This window comes from Sphingomonas sp. GW821-FHT10F09, assembly GCF_058809195.1.
The window spans coordinates 1,079,829-1,101,881 of sequence record NZ_JBXASI010000001.1 but is presented as its reverse complement, the minus strand read 5'-3'; the positions used below and the strand labels follow the sequence as shown (position 1 = coordinate 1,101,881).

Annotated in this window: 20 protein-coding genes; 15 read left to right on the top strand and 5 right to left on the bottom strand. The window is 69.6% G+C overall.

Annotation, left to right across the window (positions count from 1 at the left end):
* From rimO to AC1RTO_RS05210, 4 genes are all read left to right on the top strand, one after another.
* Entirely contained in the window at positions 1–1,326 is a 1,326-nt protein-coding gene (gene rimO, locus AC1RTO_RS05225) for a 30S ribosomal protein S12 methylthiotransferase RimO (protein WP_493159811.1), read from the top strand.
* 74 nt (positions 1,327–1,400) lie between these two features.
* Positions 1,401–2,558 carry an AAA family ATPase gene (locus AC1RTO_RS05220; protein ID WP_493159810.1) on the top strand — a complete coding sequence of 386 codons (1,158 nt, stop codon included), beginning with the start codon at positions 1,401–1,403 and terminating at the stop codon, positions 2,556–2,558.
* Between the two features lie 48 nt (positions 2,559–2,606).
* On the top strand, positions 2,607–2,864 hold the full coding sequence (locus AC1RTO_RS05215; protein WP_493159809.1) for a hypothetical protein: 258 nt from the start codon (positions 2,607–2,609) through the stop codon (positions 2,862–2,864).
* Position 2,865: 1 nt separating this feature from the next.
* Positions 2,866–4,227 (top strand): leucyl aminopeptidase family protein, encoded by a 1,362-nt coding sequence (locus tag AC1RTO_RS05210; RefSeq protein WP_493159808.1) that lies wholly within the window; start codon positions 2,866–2,868, stop codon positions 4,225–4,227.
* Positions 4,228–4,233: 6 nt separating this feature from the next.
* Here the strand turns inward: AC1RTO_RS05210 and AC1RTO_RS05205 are convergent, their stop codons facing one another.
* Both AC1RTO_RS05205 and tpiA read right to left on the bottom strand, forming a co-directional pair.
* Positions 4,234–4,977, bottom strand: coding sequence for an energy transducer TonB (locus AC1RTO_RS05205; protein ID WP_493159807.1), 744 nt, complete (start codon positions 4,975–4,977; stop codon positions 4,234–4,236).
* A 58-nt stretch (positions 4,978–5,035) separates the two neighbouring features.
* Positions 5,036–5,782 carry a triose-phosphate isomerase gene (gene tpiA / locus AC1RTO_RS05200; RefSeq protein ID WP_293877247.1) on the bottom strand — a complete coding sequence of 249 codons (747 nt, stop codon included), beginning with the start codon at positions 5,780–5,782 and terminating at the stop codon, positions 5,036–5,038.
* 110 nt (positions 5,783–5,892) lie between these two features.
* On the opposite strand from tpiA, the gene AC1RTO_RS05195 reads away from it, so the two are divergent.
* A complete protein-coding gene (locus AC1RTO_RS05195; protein ID WP_493159806.1) occupies positions 5,893–7,833 on the top strand; it encodes a peptidylprolyl isomerase in 1,941 nt (646 codons plus the stop codon).
* Positions 7,834–7,846: 13 nt separating this feature from the next.
* Complete coding sequence (locus AC1RTO_RS05190; RefSeq protein ID WP_493159805.1) at positions 7,847–9,340, top strand: anthranilate synthase component I family protein; 1,494 nt, start codon at positions 7,847–7,849, stop codon at positions 9,338–9,340.
* Between the two features lie 467 nt (positions 9,341–9,807).
* Here the strand turns inward: AC1RTO_RS05190 and AC1RTO_RS05185 are convergent, their stop codons facing one another.
* Entirely contained in the window at positions 9,808–10,233 is a 426-nt protein-coding gene (locus AC1RTO_RS05185) for a hypothetical protein (protein ID WP_493159804.1), read from the bottom strand.
* Between the two features lie 149 nt (positions 10,234–10,382).
* Between AC1RTO_RS05185 and AC1RTO_RS05180 the strand changes: the two genes are divergently transcribed.
* From AC1RTO_RS05180 to lexA, 6 genes are read left to right on the top strand one after another with little or no spacing between them, the layout of a single operon-like run.
* A complete protein-coding gene (locus tag AC1RTO_RS05180) occupies positions 10,383–10,967 on the top strand; it encodes an anthranilate synthase component II (protein WP_493159803.1) in 585 nt (194 codons plus the stop codon).
* Positions 10,964–11,959 (top strand): anthranilate phosphoribosyltransferase, encoded by a 996-nt coding sequence (trpD, locus tag AC1RTO_RS05175; protein ID WP_493159802.1) that lies wholly within the window; start codon positions 10,964–10,966, stop codon positions 11,957–11,959. Before AC1RTO_RS05180 ends, trpD begins: the two co-directional genes overlap by 4 nt.
* Positions 11,956–12,741 carry an indole-3-glycerol phosphate synthase TrpC gene (gene trpC / locus AC1RTO_RS05170; RefSeq protein WP_493159801.1) on the top strand — a complete coding sequence of 262 codons (786 nt, stop codon included), beginning with the start codon at positions 11,956–11,958 and terminating at the stop codon, positions 12,739–12,741. Before trpD ends, trpC begins: the two co-directional genes overlap by 4 nt.
* On the top strand, positions 12,738–13,205 hold the full coding sequence (gene moaC, locus AC1RTO_RS05165) for a cyclic pyranopterin monophosphate synthase MoaC (protein WP_493159800.1): 468 nt from the start codon (positions 12,738–12,740) through the stop codon (positions 13,203–13,205). Before trpC ends, moaC begins: the two co-directional genes overlap by 4 nt.
* On the top strand, positions 13,202–14,383 hold the full coding sequence (locus AC1RTO_RS05160; RefSeq protein WP_493159799.1) for a molybdopterin molybdotransferase MoeA: 1,182 nt from the start codon (positions 13,202–13,204) through the stop codon (positions 14,381–14,383). Before moaC ends, AC1RTO_RS05160 begins: the two co-directional genes overlap by 4 nt.
* A 57-nt stretch (positions 14,384–14,440) precedes the next feature.
* Complete coding sequence (gene lexA, locus AC1RTO_RS05155) at positions 14,441–15,124, top strand: transcriptional repressor LexA (protein WP_493159798.1); 684 nt, start codon at positions 14,441–14,443, stop codon at positions 15,122–15,124.
* On the opposite strand, the gene bla is transcribed toward lexA, so the two are convergent.
* Together bla and AC1RTO_RS05145 are read right to left on the bottom strand one after the other, a co-directional pair.
* Positions 15,115–16,014, bottom strand: a complete 900-nt coding sequence (bla, locus tag AC1RTO_RS05150; RefSeq protein WP_493159797.1) for a subclass B3 metallo-beta-lactamase — start codon at positions 16,012–16,014, stop codon at positions 15,115–15,117. The two genes, lexA and bla, sit on opposite strands and share 10 nt — an antisense overlap.
* Before the next feature lie 869 nt (positions 16,015–16,883).
* Complete coding sequence (locus AC1RTO_RS05145) at positions 16,884–19,028, bottom strand: ComEC/Rec2 family competence protein (protein WP_493159796.1); 2,145 nt, start codon at positions 19,026–19,028, stop codon at positions 16,884–16,886.
* A gap of 146 nt (positions 19,029–19,174) precedes the next feature.
* Between AC1RTO_RS05145 and gltX the strand changes: the two genes are divergently transcribed.
* The 3 genes from gltX to AC1RTO_RS05130 are packed head-to-tail and all read left to right on the top strand — an operon-like array spanning position 19,175 to position 22,048.
* Positions 19,175–20,545 carry a glutamate--tRNA ligase gene (gltX, locus tag AC1RTO_RS05140; RefSeq protein ID WP_493160340.1) on the top strand — a complete coding sequence of 457 codons (1,371 nt, stop codon included), beginning with the start codon at positions 19,175–19,177 and terminating at the stop codon, positions 20,543–20,545.
* 16 nt (positions 20,546–20,561) lie between these two features.
* Positions 20,562–21,845 (top strand): citrate synthase, encoded by a 1,284-nt coding sequence (locus AC1RTO_RS05135; RefSeq protein ID WP_493159795.1) that lies wholly within the window; start codon positions 20,562–20,564, stop codon positions 21,843–21,845.
* Positions 21,845–22,048, top strand: a complete 204-nt coding sequence (locus AC1RTO_RS05130) for a hypothetical protein (RefSeq protein ID WP_493159794.1) — start codon at positions 21,845–21,847, stop codon at positions 22,046–22,048. Before AC1RTO_RS05135 ends, AC1RTO_RS05130 begins: the two co-directional genes overlap by 1 nt.
* The last annotated feature ends 5 nt before the right edge of the window (positions 22,049–22,053 follow it).

Genomic DNA, 22,053 nt, shown 5'->3' with positions numbered 1-22,053 from the left:
ATGGCAACTCGACTCCCCTCCCCGCCGCGCGTCGGCATGGTTTCGCTCGGCTGTCCCAAGAATCTGGTCGACAGCGAACGCATCCTCACCCAGCTGCGCGCCGACGGCTATCAGATGTCCGCCGACTATGCCGGCGCCGACGTCGTGCTGGTCAACACCTGCGGCTTCCTCGATTCCGCCAAGGAGGAAAGCCTCGAGGCGATCGGCGAGGCGATCGCGGAGAACGGCCGCGTCATCGTGACGGGCTGCATGGGCAAGGAGGCGGAGGTGATCCGCGCCCGCTTCCCGCAGGTGCTCGCGGTCACCGGCGCGCATCAGTACGAACAGGTGGTCGAGGCGGTGCACGAGGCCGCGCCGGCGAACCTGTCGCCCTATATCGACCTGATCCCGGACGCCGGCCTCAAACTGACGCCGCGGCATTACAGCTATCTCAAGATCTCGGAGGGCTGCAACCATCGCTGCTCCTTCTGCATCATCCCGTCGCTGCGCGGCGACCTCGTCAGCCGTCGCCCCGACGCGATCCTGCGCGAGGCGGAAAAGCTGGTCGCCGCGGGCACCCGCGAACTGCTGGTCATCAGCCAGGACACCAGCGCCTATGGCATCGACATCCGCAAGGAACCGCGGATGTGGAAGGGGCAGGAGGTCGTGCCGCACATGACCGACCTCGCCCGCGAACTCGGCAAGATCGCGCCATGGGTCCGGCTCCACTACGTCTACCCCTACCCCCATGTCGACCAGGTCATCCCGCTGATGGCCGAGGGGCTGGTCCTCCCCTATCTCGACATCCCGTTCCAGCATGCCGCGCCGTCGGTGCTCAAGCGGATGAAGCGTCCGGGCAACGACGCCAAGGTACTGCAACGCATCCACCAGTGGCGCGACATCTGCCCCGACATCGCGATCCGCTCGACCTTCGTCGTCGGCTTTCCCGGCGAGACGGAGGCGGACTTCCAGTATCTGCTCGACTGGCTCGACGAGGCGCAGCTCGACCGCGTCGGCGCGTTCCGCTTCGAGCCCGTCGAGGGCGCGGCGGCGAACGACCTGCCCGACCATGTGCCCGAGGAACTGAAGGAAGAACGCTACCAGCGGATCATGGCCAAGACCGCCGCGATCAGCGCCGCCAAGCTCGCCGCCAAGGTCGGCCGCACTTTGCCCGTCATCATCGACGAGGTCGGTGAGGAAGGCGCCACCGGCCGCAGCCAGGCCGACGCGCCCGAGATCGACGGCCAGGTCTTCCTCCGCGACGCCGCCCACCTCTCGGTCGGCGACATCGTTCCGGTCGCAATCGAGGACGCCGACGAGCACGATCTGTACGGCGTGCCGGTCTAGTACGTCGCCGGCCCACACTTTACGTCCGGTCGCCATGGCGTCAGGGTGGCGGCCGGGTTGCGGGGGGACGGGGAATGATGACGCGGCTGGCGATCGCCGGCTATCGCTCGATCCGCGACCTGACGCTGGGCCTGTCGCCGCTGACGATCGTCACGGGGCCGAACGGGTCCGGCAAGTCGAGCCTCTACCGTTCGTTGCGCCTGCTCGCAGATATCGCGCAGGGGCGGCTGATCGCCTCGCTTGCCCGTGACGGCGGCCTGTCATCGGTGCTGTGGGCAGGCCCGGAAACGATCAGCCGCGACATGCGCGCCGGCCGCGTGCCGGTACAGGGGACAGTCCGGACCGGCCCCGTCAGCCTCAGGCTCGGCTTTTCGGGGCCGGATTTCGGCTACGCGATCGATATCGGCCCGCCGATCCCCGGCACGGGCTTCGCCGGCGACCCGGAAATCAAGGTCGAGGCGATGTGGACCGGCGAACGGCTCGGCCGCAGCAACGTCTATGCCGAACGCCGGGGCTCCGTGGTCCGGCTGCGCGCCGCCGCGAGCGGCGAATGGCAGCGCACGCCGATCGACCTGTCGGGGTTCGAATCGATGGTCACCCATGCTGCCGATCCCGTCGATGGTCTGGAATTGCTGCTGATGCGGGAACGCATGCGCAACTGGCGTTTCTACGACAATCTGCGCACCGATCAGGACGCCCCCGTGCGGCGGCCGCAGGTCGTGACCTACACGCCGGTCATGGCGGGCGACGGGTCGGACCTCGTCGCCGCGATCGCGACGATCGAAGCGTTCGGCAACGCCGATGCGCTGGCGGAAGCGATCGACGACGCGTTCGGGGGGTCCACCATCGCCTTCGTCGGGGAAGAGCACGGGCGCCCGACCTTCGGACTGCGCCAGCCCGGCATGCTGCGTCCCCTCACCGCTAGCGAATTGTCCGACGGCACGCTGCGCTACGTGCTGCTGGTCGCGGCGCTGCTGTCGCCGCGTCCGCCCGAACTGATGGTCCTCAACGAACCGGAGGCGAATCTCCACCCCTCGCTGCTGCCAGCGCTTGCCCGCCTGCTGATCGCCAGCGCGCGAACCTGCCAGATCCTCGTCGTCTCGCACAGCGATACGCTGCTCGATGCGTTGCGGGACAGCGGGGATATCGGCGACGTGGCGCTGGAAAAGGACATGGGCGAAACCCGTTCGCAGCACCGGTCAGGGCCGTCGTGGCAATGGCCCGCACGCTGACGACGATTTCGCTATCATCCCGCAAGTCCGATGTGGCAGCTATGGCCGATGTCTCTCCGGTCGTTCGCTGTCGCGCTGGCGCTCTCCCCCGCCCCTCCCATCGCCAGGTCGCAGACGTTGCCGCCCACCGGATCGCGGGCGGCGGACAAGGTCGTCGCCGACGCGCTATCCGCCGCCGGCACAGATCGCCACCGTCCCTGGGACAAGGTCTCGTTCGTGAAGCCGCGGAAGCTGTCGATCGGCACCTTCGCCGAGCCCGACGGCCGGCAGCGCTACGAACAATTCCTCGTGAGCCCGGCGAACTGACATGCCCGACATCCTGCTCCAGCCCGACCGCGGCCAGCCTGCGCATCCGATCCACCTCGTCGCAGCCGATGGCTATGACGCCTGGCTCGGCACCCAGCCGCCGCGGGTGCGCGCCGCCCTTTCCGCGCAACGCTTCACCGGCAAGGCGGGTAGCCATGCGGTCTATGCCGACGACGACGTCCAGGCGGTGGTCGTCGCCGGCGCCATGGGTCCGTGGACGCTGGCGAGGGTCGCCGATGCGTTGCCCGCCGGAACGTATCGCGTCGCCGGCGACATCGGCCCGGCCGCGCTCGGCTGGCTGCTCGGACAATATCGGTTCGAACGCTACCGCAAGGCGGAGGACCCCGCCGCGCGCATCCTGCTTACCGCCGACGCGGCCGGGATCGACGAGACATTGCGCATCGCCGCGGCGACCGCGCTGGTTCGCGACCTCGTCAACACCGGTGCCGGCGACCTCGGCCCGGCGGAGCTCGAGGCGGCGACGGAACAACTCGCCCGTCAGCATGGCGCCACCGTCACGGTGACCCGCGGCGATGCGCTCGCCACCGGCTATCCGCTGATCCACGCGGTCGGTCAGGCGGCGGTCAAGGAACGCGCGCCGCGGTTGATCGAGCTCGCATGGGGCGACCCGGCGCATCCCCGCATCGCGATCGTCGGCAAGGGCGTGGTGTTCGACACCGGCGGGCTCGACATCAAGCCGTCGGCGGGCATGCGGCTGATGAAGAAGGACATGGGCGGTGCGGCGCATGCGCTGGCGCTCGCCGGCCTCGTCATGGCCGCGCGGCTGCCGGTGCGGCTGCACCTGCTGATCCCCGCGGTCGAGAATGCGATCGCGGGCAATGCCTTCCGTCCCGGCGACGTGCTGCGCAGCCGGCTGGGGCCGACCGTCGAGAACACCAACACCGATGCCGAGGGCCGGCTGATCCTCGCCGACGCGCTCACCAGGGCCGGCGAGGGCAAGCCCGAACTGATCCTCGATTTCGCCACGCTGACCGGCGCGGCGCGGGTCGCGCTCGGTCCCGACCTGCCGCCGCTGTTCACCGACGACGACGGCCTCGCCGCCGACCTGCTCGCCGCGGGCACCGCGCTCGACGATCCCCTGTGGCGGCTGCCGCTATGGGATGCCTATGACGAGATGCTGAAATCCGACATCGCCGACATGGTCAACGCGCCGGACGGCGGATTCGCGGGCGCGATCACCGCCGCGCTGTTCCTGCGCCGCTTCGTGCCGAAGGGCGTGGCATGGGCGCATATGGACGTCTTCGCGTGGCGGCCGGGCGCCAAACCGGGTCGTCCCAAGGGCGGCGACGCTTACGCCCTGCGCGCCTGCTACGCGATGCTCAGGCAGCGCTACCCGCGGTGATCGCGCTCAGTCGTCGATCGTCGGCGGATCGATGTCCCATTGCTGGTCGCGCAACACCGTCGATCGCACCGGCCGCCCGGCGGCATCGCGCCACGGATCGTAGCGGAAGCGCTTTTCGATCGCGGCGCAGGTCGCCTGGTCCATCAGCGCGTTGCCGCTCGATCGCACCACCGCGCACTGGGTGACGCGGCCGTCCGTTCCGACCCGGTAGCGGACGCCGACAACGCCGCGAAAGCCGATGTCGAGGATCGCATCGGGGATATCCGAACCCTTGATCCGACCGGTGATGAGCCGCGGCACGCGTTCCAGACCGCTGCCGTCGCCATCGCCGTCGCCTCCCGCCCCATGGCCATCGCCGATCCCGCCCGCACCGGTGCCCGGCCCGGCGCGATCCGACGCGCCCGACGTCGCCTGCACCCCGATATCGGGCAGCGGCGCGACGACGATCGGCGGCGGTGGCGCGATCTGGATGATCGGGACCGGCGCGGTGACCTCCGTCGCCTTGGAGCGGAGGTTGGGCGGCGATGCCTTGCCGCTCGGCCGGTTGACCTTGCGCGGCGGCGGCACGATCCGCTCGGGCGGCGGGGGATCGGGCGCGAGGTCGAAGGTGGCGAGCGCCTGCTGCGCCGGCCCCGCGGCGCCGTGGAACGCCAGCCCGAGCAGCAGCGCATAGCCGAGCGCGGCGACGATGCCCGCGGTCAGCACGGCGGCACCGATCCGTTCGCGTAAGGGTGTGGGCGCGATCACCATCCCGAGATGATGGCGCACCACAGCTTTCGCAACGCTGACCGGGGCGCGTACCCCCGCCCTACAGTCCTGCCGCGGCCTCGATGATCGGGACGAACTTCGCCGCGGTCAGGCTGGCGCCGCCGACCAGAGCGCCGTCGACATTCTCGCAGGCGAGGATCGTCGCGGCATTCTCGCCCGTCACCGATCCGCCGTAGAGGATGCGGACGCCATCGGCGGCATCGCCGATCAGCATGCGCAGCTTGGCGCGGGCGATCGCATGGATCGCCGCGATCTGTTCCAGCGTCGGGGTGCGGCCGGTGCCGATCGCCCAGCGCGGTTCGTAGGCGAGCGTGAACCAGCTGCCGTCGGCATTGTCGGGCACGGATTTCTCGATCTGCGCCTGCACGACGCGCTCGGCGCGGTCGGCATCGCGCTCTGCCTCGGTCTCGCCGCAGCAGGAGATGACGTGGAGCCCGGCGCGGCGCGCCGCCGCCGCCTTCGCCCAGGCGTCGTGGCTGGTCTCGCCCTGGTCCATCCGGCGTTCGCTATGGCCGACGATGGTGAAGCGCGCGCCCGCCTCGACGACCATCGCCGCCGAGACGCAGCCGGTGTGCGCGCCGCTTTCCGCCTCGTGCACGTCCTCGGCGCCGATCTGCAGCCCCGGCACGCGTTCGGCCGCGGGGGCGATCAGCGTCGACGGTACGGCAACGGCGACGTCGACGCCCGGTGCGGCGGCGGCCGCCGCGGCGATGCCGTCGAGTTCGGCGAGGCTGGCCCGCGACCCGTTCATTTTCCAGTTGCCCGCCACGAGCTTGCGCCGCGTCATCCCGCCTCCTGTTTTACACGTTAAACACGCAATGCCCGCGCCCGTGCTTGATGGCAAGGCGCAGCCCCCCTAAAGCGAGGCCAATTGTTCAAGGGACGATCGGCCTTTTCATGCTCAGCTTCTTTCGCCGGATCATCAATTCCAAGGCCGGCATCGTCGTCACCTTCATCGTGCTGGGCGTCATCGCGCTCGCCTTCGCCGCCGGTGACATCACCGGCCTGGGCGGCAGCACCAGCGCATTGTCGGGCGGCAGCGTCGCGACCGTCGGCGGGCAGAAGGTCGCCGCCGCCGAGCTGCGCAACCGCGTCCAGACCGAATTGCAGGCGGCGCGCCAGCAGCAGCCGACCGCGACGATGGAGCAGTTGCTCGCACAGGGCGGGCTGCAGTCGGTGCTCGACCGTACGATCAACGGCCTCGCGCTCGAACGCTTCGGCCAGGATCAGGGCATGGTCGTCAGCAAGCGCTCGATCGATGGCGTGATCGCCAGCATCCCCGGCCTGCGCGGTCCCAACGGCCAGTTCGATCCAGCCAATTACCAGCGCCTGCTCGCCGACCAGAAGCTGACCGACGCGCAGATCCGTACCGATATCGCGCGCGACATCGTCGCCCAGCAGCTGATGCTGCCGACGCAGGGCGCGACGCAGGTGCCGATGAAGGTCGCGCTCCCCTATGCCTCGCTGCTGCTCGAGAAGCGCACCGGGCAGGTCGGCTTCATTCCCGCCCGCGCGGTGGATACCGGTGCGGCGCCGACCGACGCCGATCTCCAGACCTTCTATCGCCGCAACATCGCGCGCTATACCGTGCCGGAACGCCGGGTCGTCCGCTACGCGCTCGTTGCGCCCGATCAGGTGAAGGCGCGGGCGGTGCCGACCGACGCGGAGGTCGCGGCCGCCTACAGGCAGCAGGCGAGCCGCTTCGCCGCGGCGGAGAAGCGCACGATCAGCCAGGTGGTGATCGCCGATCAGGGCGGCGCCAACACGCTCGCCGCCAGGGTGAAGGGCGGCACGTCGATCGCCGACGCCGCCCGCGCCGCCGGGCTGGAGCCCGCGGTACAGACCGGCGTCACCAAAGCGGCCTATGCCGCATCGACGACGCCGGCGATCGCCGATGCCGCCTTCGCCGCGCAGCGCGACGGCGTGATCGGGCCGGTCCGCGGGCCGCTCGGCTGGGTGGTCGCGCGCGTCGATGCGATCGAGCAGGTCGCCGGCAAGACGCTGGAACAGGCGCGACCGGAGCTGGTCGCCGAACTGTCGAAGCAGAAGCTGCAACAGGCGCTGTCGGACGTCCACGACAAGCTCGACGATGCGCTCGCCAAGAATGCGACCTTCGACGAGGCGGTCGCCGACCAGAAGCTGTCGGCGCAGACCACGCCGGCGCTGCTCGCCAATGGCATCAACCCCGATGCGCCGACGACGCAGCCCGATCCGGCGGTGACGCCGGTCGTCGCCGCGGCGTTCCAGATGGCCGAGGGCGACCCGGCGCAGCTGGTGCCGGTCGGCACCGACGGCGGCTTCGCGGTGGTCGCGATCGGTCGCGTCGTCGCCGCAGCGCCCCGCCCGCTCGCGCAGGTGCGCGCGCAGGTCGCAGCCGACGTCACCGCCGATCGTGCCCGCGCCGCCGCGCGCAAGCTGGCGAGCGACATCCTGGCGAAGGTGAACAAGGGCACCCCGCTCGCGCAGGCGCTGGCCGGATCGGGTCGCGCGCTGCCGCCGGTCCAGCCCGCCAGCGCGACGCGTGCCCAGCTCGCGCAGCAGCAGGGCAACGTCCAGCCGGCGCTCGCACTGATGTTCAGCATGGCGAAGGGCAATGCCAAGTTGCTCGAGGCGCCGGACAATGCCGGCTGGCTGATCGTCAAGCTCGACACCGTCGTGCCCGGCAACGCCGCCGGCACACCCGCCGCCATCGCCGGGGCGCGGGGCAGCATCGCGCAGCTGGTCGGCCGCGAATATGCCGAGCAGTTCGCCCGTGCGGTGCGCAATGCGGTCGGCGTCAAGACCGATGCCGCCGCCGTCGCCAAGGTCCGCGCCGACCTGACCGGCAACGGCAATTGAGGTGAGCGCCGCGATGGACGATCCGATCGCGGCGGTCGCCGCCGGCCGCCCGGCGTTCGTCTGGCGGCGCCAGATCGCCGACACCGAAACGCCGGTTGCCGCCGCGCTGAAGCTGATCGAGCCGGGGCGCGGCGACTATCTGCTCGAATCGGTCGAGGGCGGCGCGACGCGCGGGCGGCACAGCCTGATCGGGCTGGCCCCCGACCTCGTCTTTCGCGCCTCCGGCGACCGGGCGGAGATCAACCGGCATTGGGCGACCGATCGCGACGCGTTCGAACCCGCCGGGCAGCCGACGCTGGCGGCGTTGCGCGCGCTGGTGGCCGAATGCCGCGGCGACGTGCCGGCGGACCTGCCGCGGGCGCTCGCCTGTCTGGTCGGCTATTTCGGCTATGAGACGATCGGACTGGTCGAGCGGCTCGATCAGCCGGCGGCCGATCCGCTCGGCCTGCCCGACATGCTGTTCGTGCGCCCGACGGTGATCTGCGTCTTCGACCGGCTGGCGGATGCCCTCTATCTGGTCGCGCCGGTGTGGCCGGACGCGGCGCGCAATCCGGCGGCTCTGGTCGCCGCGGCGGAGGAGCGCCTCGACGCCACCGCCGCCCGGCTCGCGCACACCGCCTTGCCCGCGCCGGTGCGCGGCGAGGCCCGCGACCTCGCCTACACACCCGCGGTGACCCCGGCGCATTATGCGCAGATGGTCGGCCGGGCGCAGGACTATATCGCCGCCGGCGACATCTTTCAGGTGGTACTGGCGCAGCGCTTCTCGACGCCATTTGCATTACCACCCTTCGAACTCTACCGCAGCCTGCGACGGATCAACCCGTCGCCCTTCCTCTATCACCTCGACCTGCCCGGCTTTGCGCTGATCGGGTCGAGTCCCGAGATCCTCGTGCGCGTCCGCGACGGTCAGGTGACGATCCGTCCGATCGCCGGCACCCGCCCGCGCGGCAAGACCGCCGCCGAGGACGAGGCGAACCGGATCAGCCTGCTCGCGGACCCCAAGGAGCGTGCCGAGCATCTGATGCTGCTCGACCTCGGCCGCAACGACGTCGGCCGCTCGGCCGCGCCGGGATCGGTGCGAGTGACGGCGAGCTACGGCATCGAACTCTACAGCCACGTCATGCACATCGTCTCGAACGTCGTCGGCGAACTGTCGCCCTCGGCCGACGCGATCGACGCGCTGTTCGCCGGCTTCCCGGCCGGCACGGTCAGCGGCGCGCCTAAGGTGCGCGCCTGCCAGATCATCGCCGAACTGGAGCCCGAACGGCGCGGCGCCTATGCGGGCGGCGTCGGCTATTTCTCGCCGGACGGGTCGATGGATTCGTGCATCGTGCTGCGCACCGCCGTGGTGAAGGACGGCATTGTACATTCCCAGGCCGGCGCAGGTATCGTCGCCGACAGCGTCGCCGAATACGAACAGCGCGAATGCGAGGCGAAGGCCGGCGCCATCCTCGCCGCCGCCCGCGACGCGGTCGCCCGCGCAGCAGCCGGCGGCTTCGGTCAGTAGATCGCCTGTGCGCGAGGGCGCACTGCGTGACCCGACCCATGCTTGCGGACGTTTTCAACGGCGAGACGAAGAGGCAAAGCGCGGCCTCAATGATCGGCGAAGTCTTGCAGAGCCGCGCGTGCCGCGCCTTCGGTAAGGCCTGCCCCCTCGCGGCGGTCCGCGAAACAGAAGACAATTGGGTTCACGCGGAGGCGCGGAGAACGCAGAGATGTGGCGCTTGCCGCAGCTGCGGCCTCCCCATCAAACGGTAAGGGCTAAGGCAATACTCTGCCGCAGTCGCTTCACCCGCGTCTCCGCGTACATAACAATCGATTATCGACTACGTCGTGCCGTGTCCCTCAGGGCTACCGGTCGAAAGCCGGACAACAGTAAGCCCATCATCCGATAAGTGCAGAGCGCTCAAGTCGATCAGGCGTATCCGTATCTGCATACGTCATCCGGCCACCACACGACCAAGCATACGCCCGTCAGGGAACCGTCGACTCGGCATCGCGCTGCGCACGCCGTTCGGCCGCCCACTGCCGGTTGGTCGCCAGCGCGCAGCCGCTCTGGCCGCCGCTGCCGACCGCGGAGCAGGTATCGGGCAGGCCGCCGGCGACGCGGCCGACCTGATCCGCCGTCGCGACGCGATTGCCCCAAGCCTGGTTCTGCGCCGGGATGGGCCCGCTGTCGCGGAACTGCTTGGGGATGCGATAGGGCTGGTCGAGCGTCGAGCAGATGACGATTTCCGTATCGCTGCTCTGCGGACATTTCTGGCCAGCGCCAAGGGTAACGCTCCGCACGCGCTGCGGCGGCGTTCCCGACGACGCGCCCTCCGTGGCCGGCGGGGCGGTCTGCGCACCGGCGAGGCCGGGCAGTGCGACCAGAGCGGCGAAAAGCAACGGGCGGATCATGGTAAGCATCTCCTTCGTGGGGATAACGAGCGGCCGACACCGTTGCTCCCGGTGTCACACAAGATCACATTAGCCCCCGCCACATTGCCGCAGGATTGCGAGCGCGCAACAGGCGTTGCACCGCAGCGGTCATCGGCTATGGCGTCCCCATGATCCTCGTCGTCGACAATTACGACAGCTTTACCTGGAACCTCGTCCACTACCTGATGGAGCTGGGCAGCGAGGTCGAGGTGGTGCGCAACGATGCCATTTCCGCGGGGCAGGCGCTCTCGTCGGGCGCGCAGGCGTTCCTGATCTCGCCCGGCCCGTGCACGCCGACGGAGGCGGGGGTCAGCCTCGACCTCGTCGCCGCCGCCGCCGATGCCGGCCGGCCACTGCTCGGCGTGTGCCTGGGGCATCAGGCGATCGGCCACCATTTCGGCGGCCGCGTCGAACGCGGCGGGCTGATGCACGGCAAGACCTCGCCCGTCATGCACGACGGCACCGGGCTGTTCGAGGGCCTGCCCTCGCCCTTCACCGCGACTCGCTATCACAGCCTGATCGTCAATGACGTGCCGGCCCCGCTGGTGGTCAACGCGCGTGCGGAGGACGGCAATGTCATGGGCTTCCGTCACGAAAGCCTGCCGATCCACGGCGTCCAGTTCCATCCCGAGAGCATCGCGACCGAGCATGGCCATGCGATGCTCGCCAATTTCCTGCGCATCGCCGGCATCCCGGTGAAGGAACACGCGTGACCGTCGTCACGCTGCTGCCCGATCCGGCGGCGCCGCTGTCGCGTGACAGCGCGGCGCAGGCCTTTGCCGACGTGCTCGACGCGCGCGTGTCCGAAGAGGCTATCAGCGACTTCCTGATCGCGCTGTCCGACCGCGGCGAAACCAGCGTCGAGATCGCCGAGGCGGCGCGCGCGCTGCGCGAACGGATGATCCCGATCGCGGCCCGCGCCGGTGCGATCGACGTCTGCGGCACCGGCGGCGACGGCCATCACACGCTCAACGTCTCGACCGCGGTGGCGCTGGTCGTCGCGGCCTGCGGCGTGCCCGTCGCCAAGCACGGCAACCGCGCCGCCAGTTCCAAGGCGGGCGCGGCGGACACGCTGGAGGCGATCGGCCTCGACATGGAGGTCGCCGGCGCGACCGCGGAGGGGAGCCTCGCCGACCTCGGCATCGCCTTCCTCTTCGCGGCCAACCATCATCCGGTGATGAAGCGGATCACCCCGATCCGCCGCCGCATCGGCAAGCGCACGATCTTCAACCTGATGGGTCCGCTCGCCAATCCTGCCCGCGTCACCCGCCAGCTGATCGGCATCGCACGCCCCGATTACGCCGGCCTCTATGCCGAGGCGCTGGAACAGCTGGGCACCGAACGCGCCGCGGTTATCTCCGGCGAGGAAGGGCTCGACGAACTCTCCACCGCCGGTCCCAGCCTCGCGGTCAACGTCGGCAGCGCCGACCTGCCGCGCCGCATCATGCCGGACGACGCCGGCCTGCCGCGTCACCCGCTCGCCGCGATTCGGGGCGGCGACCCCGCTTATAACGCCGCTGCGCTGCGCCGCCTGCTCGACGGCGAACGCGGCGCCTATCGCGACGCCGTCCTGCTCAACGCCGCCGCGGCGCTGGTCGTCGCGGCGCACAGCCCCTCCCTCTCCGCAGGCGCGATCGCCGCCGCCACCGCGATCGACGACGGTGCCGCGGCCGCACTGCTCGATCGCTGGATTGCCTATCGATGACCATCCTGTCCCGTATCATCGAAACCAAGCGGGCCGAGGTCGCCGCGCGCAAGGCGACGACCAGCCTCGCCGACCTCGACGCGCGCATCGCCGCCGTCACCCGGCCACGCGGCTTCCGCGCCGCGCTGGACGCGAAGCCCGGCCACGCCCTGATCGCCGAAATCAAGCAGGCAAGCCCGTCCAAGGGCCTGATCCGCGAGGATTTTGATCCGCCGACGCATGCCCGCGCCTATCAGGCGGGCGGCGCGGCGTGCCTGTCAGTGCTGACCGACGAACAATGGTTCCGGGGCCATGACGACTATCTGATCGCGGCGCGCGCCGCCTGCGACCTGCCGGTGATCCGCAAGGATTTCATGGTCGATCCGTGGCAGGCGACCGAAAGCCGCGCGATCGGCGCCGACGCCATCCTCATCATCGTGGCCGCGCTGGACGACAACCAGATGGCCGAGATCGAGGCGTCGGCGACGGATTGCGGCATGGACGTGTTGGTCGAGGTGCACGACGCGCACGAACTCGACCGTGCGCTGAAGCTCAATTCACGGCTGATCGGCGTCAACAACCGTGACCTGCGCGATTTCAGCGTCGATTTCGCGCGCACCTACGAACTCGTCGGCAAGGCGCCCAAGGGGTGCACGTTCGTCGCCGAAAGCGGCCTCGAGACGCGTGCCGACCTCGACGCGATGGCCGCGCACGGCGTCCGCTGTTTCCTGATCGGCGAGGCACTGATGCGCCAGCCGGACATCGAGGCAGCGACCCGGGCACTGATCGCGCCGGCCGCATGAGCCGCCTTACCCATCTCGATGCCGAGGGCGCCGCGCATATGGTCGATGTCGGCGACAAGGCGGTGACCAGCCGTCGCGCGGTCGCCATCGGCCATATCGCCATCGCCGCCGACGCGCTGCAGGCGATCCGCGAGGGCAGCGCGAAAAAGGGCGACGTGATCGCCGTCGCGCGCGTCGCCGGGATCATGGCGGCGAAAAAGACCGCGGACCTCATCCCGCTCTGCCACCCCCTGCCCCTTACCCGCGTGACGCTCGACCTTGTGCTCGACGACACCGGCGTCACCGCCACCGCGCTGACCGCTACCGACGGCAAGACGGGGGTCGAGATGGAGGCGCTGACCGCGGTCTCGGTCGCGCTGCTGACGATCTACGACATGGCTAAGGCGATGGACCGCGGCATGACGATCACCGGCATCCGCCTGTTGGAGAAGGCCGGGGGCAAATCCGGCGACTGGCGCGCATGACGCTGCTGCCGATCGCCGACGCACTTGCCCGCCTGCTCGCGCTCGCCGGGCCGGTCGCCGCGGAGGACGTCGCGCTCGCGGACGCGCGGGGGCGCTGGGCCGCCGCCGACATCCACGCCCGCCGCACGCAGCCAGCGACCGACCTGTCGGCGATGGATGGCTATGCAATCCGCCATGCCGATCTGCCCGGCCCCTGGACGCTGATCGGCGAGAGTGCCGCCGGACGCGCCTTTGCCGGCAGGATCGAGCCGGGCCAGACCGTGCGCATCTTCACCGGCGCCGCGATGCCCGCCGGTGCCGACACGGTGATGATCCAGGAAGAGGTTGCCGCCGACGGCACCGCGATTTGCCTGACCGGCGAAGGCCCGCCGGCTCGCGGACGCAACACCCGGCGGCGCGGGCTGGACTTCACGCAGGGCGATCCTCTGATCGCCCGCGGCGAGCGACTTACCCCCGCCCGGATCGCGGTCGCCGCGACCGGGGGCGTCGGCACGCTGGCGGTAAATCGCCGCGTCCGCGTCGCGATCTGCGCGACCGGGGACGAACTGGTCGAACCGGGGCGCGCGCACGATCCCGCCGCCCTGCCCGAATCGAATCGCGCGATGCTCGCCGCGATGCTCGCCGATCTGCCGGTTGAGCTGATCGACCTCGGCATATTGCCCGACCACCTCGACACGTTGCGTGACGCCTTCGCCGCAGTCGACGCTGACCTGCTGGTCACCACCGGCGGCGCCTCGGTCGGCGACCACGACCTCGTCCGCCCGGCACTCGAGGCCGCCGGCGGATCGATCGATTTCTGGCGGATCGCATTGCGGCCCGGCAAGCCGATGATGGCCGGGCGGATCGGCCGCACCAGCGTGCTCGGCCTGCCCGGTAACCCTGTCTCCGCCTTCGTCACCGCGACTCTGTTCGTGCGGCCGCTGATCGCGCATCTCGGCGGGGCGGCCGATCCCCATCCGCGCACCACCCACGCGATCCTCGGCGAGGACCTGCCCGCCAACGGCCCCCGCACCGACTATCTGCGTGCAGAACTGCGCGACGGGCGGGCCTTCGCCTCGACCATTCAGGACAGTTCGATGCTGCTGACGCTGGCGCGCTCGCATTGCCTGATCGTGCGTCCCGTCGATGCGCCGCCGGCGCGGGCGGGCGACTCGGCGGAAATCCTCGTCATCGCTTGACGAGAGCAGTTTCGTTCCCTAGAAGTTCCGCGTCTGTTCTGACGGGGAAGACCGCCTATGCTCACGCGCAAGCAGCACGAGCTCGTTTGCTTCATCAACGACCGGTTGGAAGAAACCGGCATCTCCCCCTCGTTCGAGGAGATGAAGGAAGCGCTCGACCTCAAGTCGAAATCCGGCGTCCATCGCCTCATCAGCGCGCTGGAGGAACGCCACTTCATCCGTCGCCTGCCCAACCGCGCCCGCGCACTCGAAGTGCTGCGGATGCCGGAGCGGTCGGAGCGCAAGGTCGCGCCCCCCGTACCGACGCCGTCGCCGACGAAGGCCGGCAACGTCCGCGCGGCCGCCTCGCCCGCCAATGACGTGATCGAGATCCCGTTGCACGGCCGGATCGCCGCGGGCGTGCCGATCGAGGCGTTCGAGGGCAGCTCGATGCTCGCCGTGCCAGCGGCATTGCTCGGCTCGGGCGAACATTATGCGCTAGAAGTGTCGGGCGATTCGATGGTCGAGGCCGGCATCCTCGATGGCGATTACGCGTTGATCCGGCGGACCGAGGTGGCGCGGGACGGCGAGATCGTCGTCGCGCTGATCGACGATGCCGAGGCGACGCTCAAATACTTCCGCCGCGAGGGCGCGATGATCCGGCTTGACCCGGCCAACCGCTCCTACGAGCCGCAGCGCTACGTCCCGTCGCACGTTCGGGTGCAGGGCCGGTTGTCGGGTATCCTCCGCCGCTACGATTGAGGCGAACGGCGCTGCTCCGCCAGCGCGCGTTCGAAGGAGGTGCGGGCGTCGGCGACCATTCGCGGCAGGGCGGTGCGATCGACGAAGCTCGTCGGATTGCCCGCCCGCTGCGCCTCGCGCCTTGCCGCGAGGTCGAACAGCTCGGCATGATAGCTCAGCACCACGTCGGCATGCATCGTGGCGAGCCGGCGGAACGTGCCGCGGAACTGCGCGACCGCTGCGGTATCGTGCGGCGGCCTGCCGGGGACCGGGTCGGCAGGGTCGGGGCGGGTGACGAGCCGCCGGCCGGCGACGCTGAGGCTCGACACGAACAGCACGTCGAGCGGCTTGCCTCGCTCGCTGGTGCGCAGGCTCCAGGTGGTTGCGCCGTCGGTATGTCCCGGGGTCAGATGCGCGACGAGGCGCGTTTTGCCGACGGCGATCGTCGCGCCGTCGGGGATCGTCATCGACGGACGCACCGGCGGAAAGCCGCTGATGTCCGTTCGGTCGATGGTGCGCCCCGCGATCAGGTCGGCACGATCGCCCGCGCTCACCACGACCCGTGCCCCGCTCGCCCGCTGAAGCGCGGCGAGGCCGCCGGCATGATCGACATGGCTATGGTTGTTGAGCAGGTAACGGATATCGTGCAGCCGGAAACCGAGGCGCCGGATGTTCGCGGCGATGAGCGGCGCACTCTCCGGTAACGCCCCGTCGATCAGCACCAGCCCGGCGGGATCGGCGATCAGGAACGACGACAGCCCCGCCGTCCCGACATAAAAAACGTTGCCGACGATACGGAACGGCGCAGCGGGCGCATTCCACAGCCGCCGCTGCGCGGCATCCTGCGCCCCGGCCGGCGCTGCGACCGAAAGGCTCGCCAGTGCGGCGGCGAGAATGGCGAGATGCTTCATCGTCTGTCCCGTATCATAGCCGCGACCCACCGCATATCCGCCGGATCGCGACCATACTCAAGGATGCCCCGCAGGCAGCGAATCGTCATTGCGAGTGCAGCTAAGCGATCCACGGCGTCCCGATCCGCCTCTGGGTTGCTTCGCTGCGCTCGCAAAGACGACGATGTGTGACGTCCGGTCTGTCCCCGTCGGTGTAATACGCGTTACCTTACACCCGTGCTGAGATTCGCATTCGATAGCATGGATCGCTCTCCGTAACCCTCAGCGTCACGCTCAGGCTGGCGGGAGCGCATACCCACCAGCCACCGGATATAGCGGAACCGGTAGCGCCCCAGAAGATCCCCCTGCCCCCCCGAATGACGCACGTTTACCGTCGCCTGCGACCGTCCGACGCCCCCACCGCGCCTCATCGAGAGCACACTCAGGCACACAGCTGGGTCTCTCGAACCATCATCGCGAGCGCCGCAAAGCAATCCCGGACGTCCTGAGCTCGGCTCTGGATTGCTTCGCCGCGCCCGCAAGGACGACGGTGGGGTGACGTCCGGTCTGTCTTCGTCGGGGCAATATGCGTCGCCCTACACCCGTCCTGAGGTTCGCATTCGATGTCACGCCCGGGCAGGCGGAAGCGCATATCCACCAGCCTACCGGACAAAGCTTAGCGGTAGCGCCCACGGGATCCCCCTGCCCCGGAATGACACACGTCCACCGTCGCCTGCGACCGTCCGACGCCCCCCCAACCGCGCCTCATCGAGAGCATAGTCAGGGACACAGCTCGGCCTCTCGAACCGTCGTCGCGAGCGCCGCAAGTGAAACGAGGACATCCTGAGCCCGGGTCTGGATTGCTTCGCGGCGCTCGCAACGACGGCCGATCACTCGCGGCGTCGCTGTAGCGCGTGGCGTCGCACCTCGCGCCCGCCATCGAACCGCGCCGTCCGCAACGGCATGACCGTCGCGGGCACGATCCAGGGATGCCGGTCGCCCGGCGCTCGCACGGTACGCACCCGGCCACCGGCAAACGTCACCGCGACGCCGCCGGTCGTGCGCAGCATCGGCGCATCGAGCTTGAGCCAACGCGGGACGCATCCCCTTGGCAGGTGGCGTTCGCTCACCACGATGTCGGCGGATCGGCACGCCGCCACCAACGTCCGCCATGCGACCGGATAGCCGCTGCGCGTCGCCAGCACCCGCCACGCCCGCCCTTCCGCAAGCACATCGACGGCGCACGCATCCGGCGTACAGCGCGCCGCCGCCTGATCCGCGAGCAACGCCGGCTCGCCATCGATCCCGCCATTCTCGGCCAGCATCGTGCGCGTATAGTCCCCGGCCCGATCACGCAGCAGCGCCAGCCCGCCATCCACCCGCACCGCCAGATGCCGCCCGTCGCCCGTCACCAGCAGGTCGGGCGCGGGGGTCAGCACCGCCCAGGATGCACCTACCACCAGCGGCAGCCAGCCGAACCACCGCACGCGTGTCCGCCACAGCGCCAGCCACAGCCCGCCCGCGACCATCGTCCCGAATGCGGCGACCGGCATCGACGGCAGCGCCACCGACGCGCCCGGCGCATTCGCCACCAGATGGGCAAGACCGAGCAACAGTTGCAGCGCCAGATCGGTCAACCACCACAAGGGCGCGCCAAGCCCGACCGCGTCGAACAACAACGCTGCCGCCTCCAGCGGCATGACCACGAAGGTGGTCAGCGGGATCGCCACGATGTTCGCCGCCGCGCCGTACATGCCCGCCTTATGGAAATGATAAACCGCGGTCGGCATCAGCGCCGCCTCGACCACCAGCCCGGTCAGCAGCAGCGATCCCAGCCCCCGCAACAGGTGCGGCCCCCACCCCTCTTGCCGCGGCGCGAACCAGTCCTGCACGACGGGATGCTCGTGCAGTACGACGATCGCGGCGATCGCGGCGAAGGACAGCTGGAAACTCGCGCCGACCAGCGCCTCGGGCCAGGCGAGCAGCACGATCATCGCGCCCGCCGCGACCAGCCGCAGCGTCATCGCCTCGCGTCCCATCGTCAGCGCGACGAGCACCAGCAGCGACGCGACGCACGACCGGATCGTCGGCACCTGACTGCCGGTCAGCAAGGTATAGCCGATCGCCGCCAGCGCGCCCGCCGCCGCTGCGACCAGCGGCAGGCGCAGGCGGATCGCCAGCCACGGTGACAGCGCCAGCAGCCGCAGGACGAGCAGCATCGTCGCCGCCACCACCGCGGTGATGTGCAGGCCGCTGACCGACAGCAGATGGGCGAGGCCGGCGCGGCGCATCGCCTCCGAATCGGCCGGCGCGATCGCGCCCTCGTCGCCGGTGGCGAGCGCCGCCGCGATGCCGCCGCGGCTGCCGTCGAGCCGCGACGTGATATGCGCGGTCAGCCGCGTCCGCAGCCCGCCCTGCCCCGCGCCGGGAGCGATCACCGTGACCGGTGCGAAGCCACGGCCGGTCGCGCCGATCCCGGCGAACCAGGCGACGCGCGCGAAATCATGCGCACCCGGCACGGCAGCCGCGGGTGGCGGCATCAGCCGGGCGCGCAAGGCGATCCGCGCCGCCTCGCCTGCCCCCGCCGGCACGTCGCCGGTTTTCAGATTGACCCGCACCCGCCGCGGCAGGCCCGACCCGGTATCGGTCAACACGGTCAGCCTCACGAGATCGCGGGCGGCCAGTGCCTCGACCCGCTCGACGGTGGCGGTGAAGGCGACGACGGCCGGCCGCGCGAGGACCGGCGCCGCGACCCGGTCCGCTCGCCACCAGACGAGCGCGATCCCGGCCGCACAAAGGAGCCCGCCGACAACGAGCATTCGCGCCAGTCGTCCGCCCGTACCGGCCGCCGCACCAGGGAGCGCGACGGCGACGCATGACAGCATCGCCGCCAGCCAGCCGCGCGCATCGGGCAGCAGGAACCAGATCGCGATGCCGCCACCGAACGCGACCGGCGCCCACAGGACGATCTGGTCGCGCTCCGCCTCCAGCCATGCTTCGATACCGTCGCGCAACCCGTGGAGCGCGCGCGGCATTTGAAGGCGCACCGAGCGCGTGCTAGGGGCCGCGGCGGCTGGACTGGCCATCACATTTCGAACCTTGGGAGCACGCGCGGTTGGGCGCAACTGACAATCTCGGCACCGACCAGGCTGCGGCCCCGGCGTCATCCGATACGAATGGCATCGTCACGCGCTTCGCGCCGTCGCCGACCGGCTATCTGCATCTGGGCGGCGCGCGGACCGCGCTGTTCAACTGGCTGTTCGCGCGCCATCACGGCGGCAAGTTCCTGTTGCGGATCGAGGACACCGATCGCGCCCGTTCGACGCAGCCGGCGATCGATGCGATCCTGTCGGGCCTCACATGGCTCGGCATCGACTGGGACGGCGACGCCGTCTTCCAGTTCGCCCGCGCCGATCGCCATGCCGAGGTCGCGCACCAGATGGTGGCGAACGGCCACGCCTATCGCTGCTACATGACGCAGGAGGAGATTGCGGCGCAGCGTGCCGAGGCGCAGGCGGCGAAGGCGCCATTGCGCATCCGCTCGCCGTGGCGCGACCGCACCGACCATCCCGAAGGACAGCCGTTCGTCGTCCGCCTCAAGGCCCCGCGCGAGGGCGCGACGACGATTGCGGACCGCGTGCAGGGCTCGGTGACTGTGCAGAACGCCGAACTCGATGATCTCATCCTGCTGCGCTCCGACGGCACGCCGACCTATATGCTCGCGGTGGTGGTCGACGATCACGACATGGGCGTGACGCACGTCATCCGCGGCGACGACCATCTCAACAACGCCTTCCGCCAGTTGCCGATCTACAAGGCGAACAGCTGGCCAGAGCCGGTCTACGCGCACATCCCGCTGATCCACGGCACCGACGGCGCCAAGCTATCGAAGCGTCACGGCGCGGTGGGGATCGAGGCGTATCGCGACGAACTCGGCATCCTGCCGGAGGCGTTCGACAATTACCTGCTGCGCCTCGGCTGGGGCCATGGCGACGACGAGATCATCAGCCGCGAACAGGCGACCGAATGGTTCGACCTCGCCGGTGTCGGCAAGAGCCCGTCGCGCTTCGACCTCAAGAAGCTCGAGAACCTGAACGGCCATTACATCCGCGCCGCAGACGATGCCCGCCTTGCCGGCCTGATTGCGGCCATTGGCGGCTATCCCGACATCGACCTGCTGACCCGCGCGATGCCGGTGCTGAAGGCGCGAGCCGCCAACCTCAACGAATTGAGCGAGGGTGCGCGCTTCCTGTTCGCGGTTCGCCCGCTCGATATGGATCAGCCCGCTCTGGACCTGCTCGGCGGCGACGCGCCCCGCGTTCTCGCTGCACTGCACGCCGCGCTTGACGCGGTGCAGCAGTGGGATCAGGAGGCGACCGAAGCAGCGGTACGGCAGGTGGCCGACAGCCAGGGCGTCAAGCTCGGCCAGGTCGCCCAGCCGCTCCGCGCCGCTCTCACCGGGCGCAAGACATCGCCCGGCATCTTCGACGTGCTCGCGCTTCTCGGCCAAGAGGAAAGCCTCGGCCGGATCGCGGACAAAATGGCAGCCTGATAGGAAGGACAACGACATGACCGAAGCCGCCAAAGTTAACCTGGACGGTAAGGACCTCGAATATCCGGTCATGTCCGGCTCTGTCGGTCCTGACGTCGTCGATATCCGCAAATTCTATGCCCAGACGGGGTCGTTCACCTACGATCCGGGCTTCACCTCGACCGCGTCGTGCCAGTCGGCGCTGACCTATATCGACGGTGACGAAGGCGTGCTGTTGCACCGCGGCTATCCGATCGGCGAGCTGGCCGAGAATTCCAGTTTCATGGAGGTCGCCTATCTGCTGCTCAACGGCGAACTGCCGTCCGCGGACGAGCTGAGCGGCTTCAACAACACGATCACGCGCCATACGATGGTGCACGAGCAGCTTGCGGCCTTCTTCCGCGGCTTCCGTCGCGACGCGCATCCGATGGCGATCATGTGCGGCGTCGTCGGCGCGCTGTCGGCCTTCTATCACGATTCGACAGACATCCACGATCCGGTGCAGCGCACGATCGCGTCGCACCGCCTGATCGCCAAGATCCCGACGATCGCGGCGATGGCCTACAAGTATAGCGTCGGCCAGCCGTTCCTGTATCCGGACAATTCGCTCAGCTACACCGGCAACTTCCTGCGCATGACGTTCGGCGTCCCCGCCGAGCAGTATGAGGTCAATCCGGCGGTCGAAAAGGCGATGGACCGGATCTTCATCCTCCATGCCGACCATGAACAGAATGCCTCGACCTCGACCGTGCGTCTCGCCGGTTCGTCGGGCGCCAATCCGTTCGCCTGCATCGCGGCCGGCATCGCCTGCCTCTGGGGCCCCGCGCACGGCGGCGCAAACGAGGCGGCGCTCAACATGCTGCGCGAGATCGGCACGCCCGAGCGCATCCCGGAATATATTGCCCGCGCCAAGGACAAGAACGATCCGTTCCGCCTGATGGGCTTCGGTCACCGCGTCTACAAGAACTACGATCCGCGCGCGACCGTGATGCAGAAGACGGTGCGCGAGGTGTTCGACGCGCTGAAGGTCAACGATCCGCTGTTCGACACCGCACTGCGGTTGGAAGAACTCGCGCTCAACGACGAATATTTCATCGAGAAGAAGCTGTTCCCGAACGTCGATTTCTATTCGGGCGTGATCCTGTCGGCGATCGGCTTCCCAACCGAGATGTTCACGGTGCTGTTCGCCCTCGCCCGCACCGTCGGTTGGGTCGCGCAGTGGAACGAGATGATTACCGATCCCGACCAGAAGATCGGTCGCCCGCGCCAGCTGTACACCGGCCCGACGCAGCGGTCCTACGTTCCGGTCGAGCAGCGCTGATGCGCCGCGCCCGGCCGGTCCTGCTTTCCATCGGCGTCCTCCTGACGCTGATGGGGATGCTCTGGATCGGTCAGGGCCTCGGCTACGTCCATTGGCCGCAGTCGAGCTTCATGCTCGACCAGCGGCCATGGGCGGACCGCGGCACGGCATTGGCCGTCGCCGGGCTGTTGCTGATCCTCGTCGCGCGGCGGATGCGCCGCTAGGCGGC

Bases quoted from the DNA above. Each gene is read 5' to 3' on its own strand.
- rimO (WP_493159811.1), top strand. From the start codon at position 1: ATGGCAACTCGACTCCCCTCCCCGCCGCGCGTCGGCATGGTTTCGCTC.
- AC1RTO_RS05220 (WP_493159810.1), top strand. From the start codon at position 1,401: ATGATGACGCGGCTGGCGATCGCCGGCTATCGCTCGATCCGCGACCTG.
- AC1RTO_RS05215 (WP_493159809.1), top strand. From the start codon at position 2,607: ATGTCTCTCCGGTCGTTCGCTGTCGCGCTGGCGCTCTCCCCCGCCCCT.
- AC1RTO_RS05210 (WP_493159808.1), top strand. From the start codon at position 2,866: ATGCCCGACATCCTGCTCCAGCCCGACCGCGGCCAGCCTGCGCATCCG.
- AC1RTO_RS05205 (WP_493159807.1), bottom strand. From the start codon at position 4,977: ATGGTGATCGCGCCCACACCCTTACGCGAACGGATCGGTGCCGCCGTG.
- tpiA (WP_293877247.1), bottom strand. From the start codon at position 5,782: ATGACGCGGCGCAAGCTCGTGGCGGGCAACTGGAAAATGAACGGGTCG.
- AC1RTO_RS05195 (WP_493159806.1), top strand. From the start codon at position 5,893: ATGCTCAGCTTCTTTCGCCGGATCATCAATTCCAAGGCCGGCATCGTC.
- AC1RTO_RS05190 (WP_493159805.1), top strand. From the start codon at position 7,847: ATGGACGATCCGATCGCGGCGGTCGCCGCCGGCCGCCCGGCGTTCGTC.
- AC1RTO_RS05185 (WP_493159804.1), bottom strand. From the start codon at position 10,233: ATGATCCGCCCGTTGCTTTTCGCCGCTCTGGTCGCACTGCCCGGCCTC.
- AC1RTO_RS05180 (WP_493159803.1), top strand. From the start codon at position 10,383: ATGATCCTCGTCGTCGACAATTACGACAGCTTTACCTGGAACCTCGTC.
- trpC (WP_493159801.1), top strand. From the start codon at position 11,956: ATGACCATCCTGTCCCGTATCATCGAAACCAAGCGGGCCGAGGTCGCC.
- moaC (WP_493159800.1), top strand. From the start codon at position 12,738: ATGAGCCGCCTTACCCATCTCGATGCCGAGGGCGCCGCGCATATGGTC.
- AC1RTO_RS05160 (WP_493159799.1), top strand. From the start codon at position 13,202: ATGACGCTGCTGCCGATCGCCGACGCACTTGCCCGCCTGCTCGCGCTC.
- lexA (WP_493159798.1), top strand. From the start codon at position 14,441: ATGCTCACGCGCAAGCAGCACGAGCTCGTTTGCTTCATCAACGACCGG.
- bla (WP_493159797.1), bottom strand. From the start codon at position 16,014: ATGAAGCATCTCGCCATTCTCGCCGCCGCACTGGCGAGCCTTTCGGTC.
- AC1RTO_RS05145 (WP_493159796.1), bottom strand. From the start codon at position 19,028: ATGCCGCGCGCGCTCCACGGGTTGCGCGACGGTATCGAAGCATGGCTG.
- AC1RTO_RS05135 (WP_493159795.1), top strand. From the start codon at position 20,562: ATGACCGAAGCCGCCAAAGTTAACCTGGACGGTAAGGACCTCGAATAT.
- AC1RTO_RS05130 (WP_493159794.1), top strand. From the start codon at position 21,845: ATGCGCCGCGCCCGGCCGGTCCTGCTTTCCATCGGCGTCCTCCTGACG.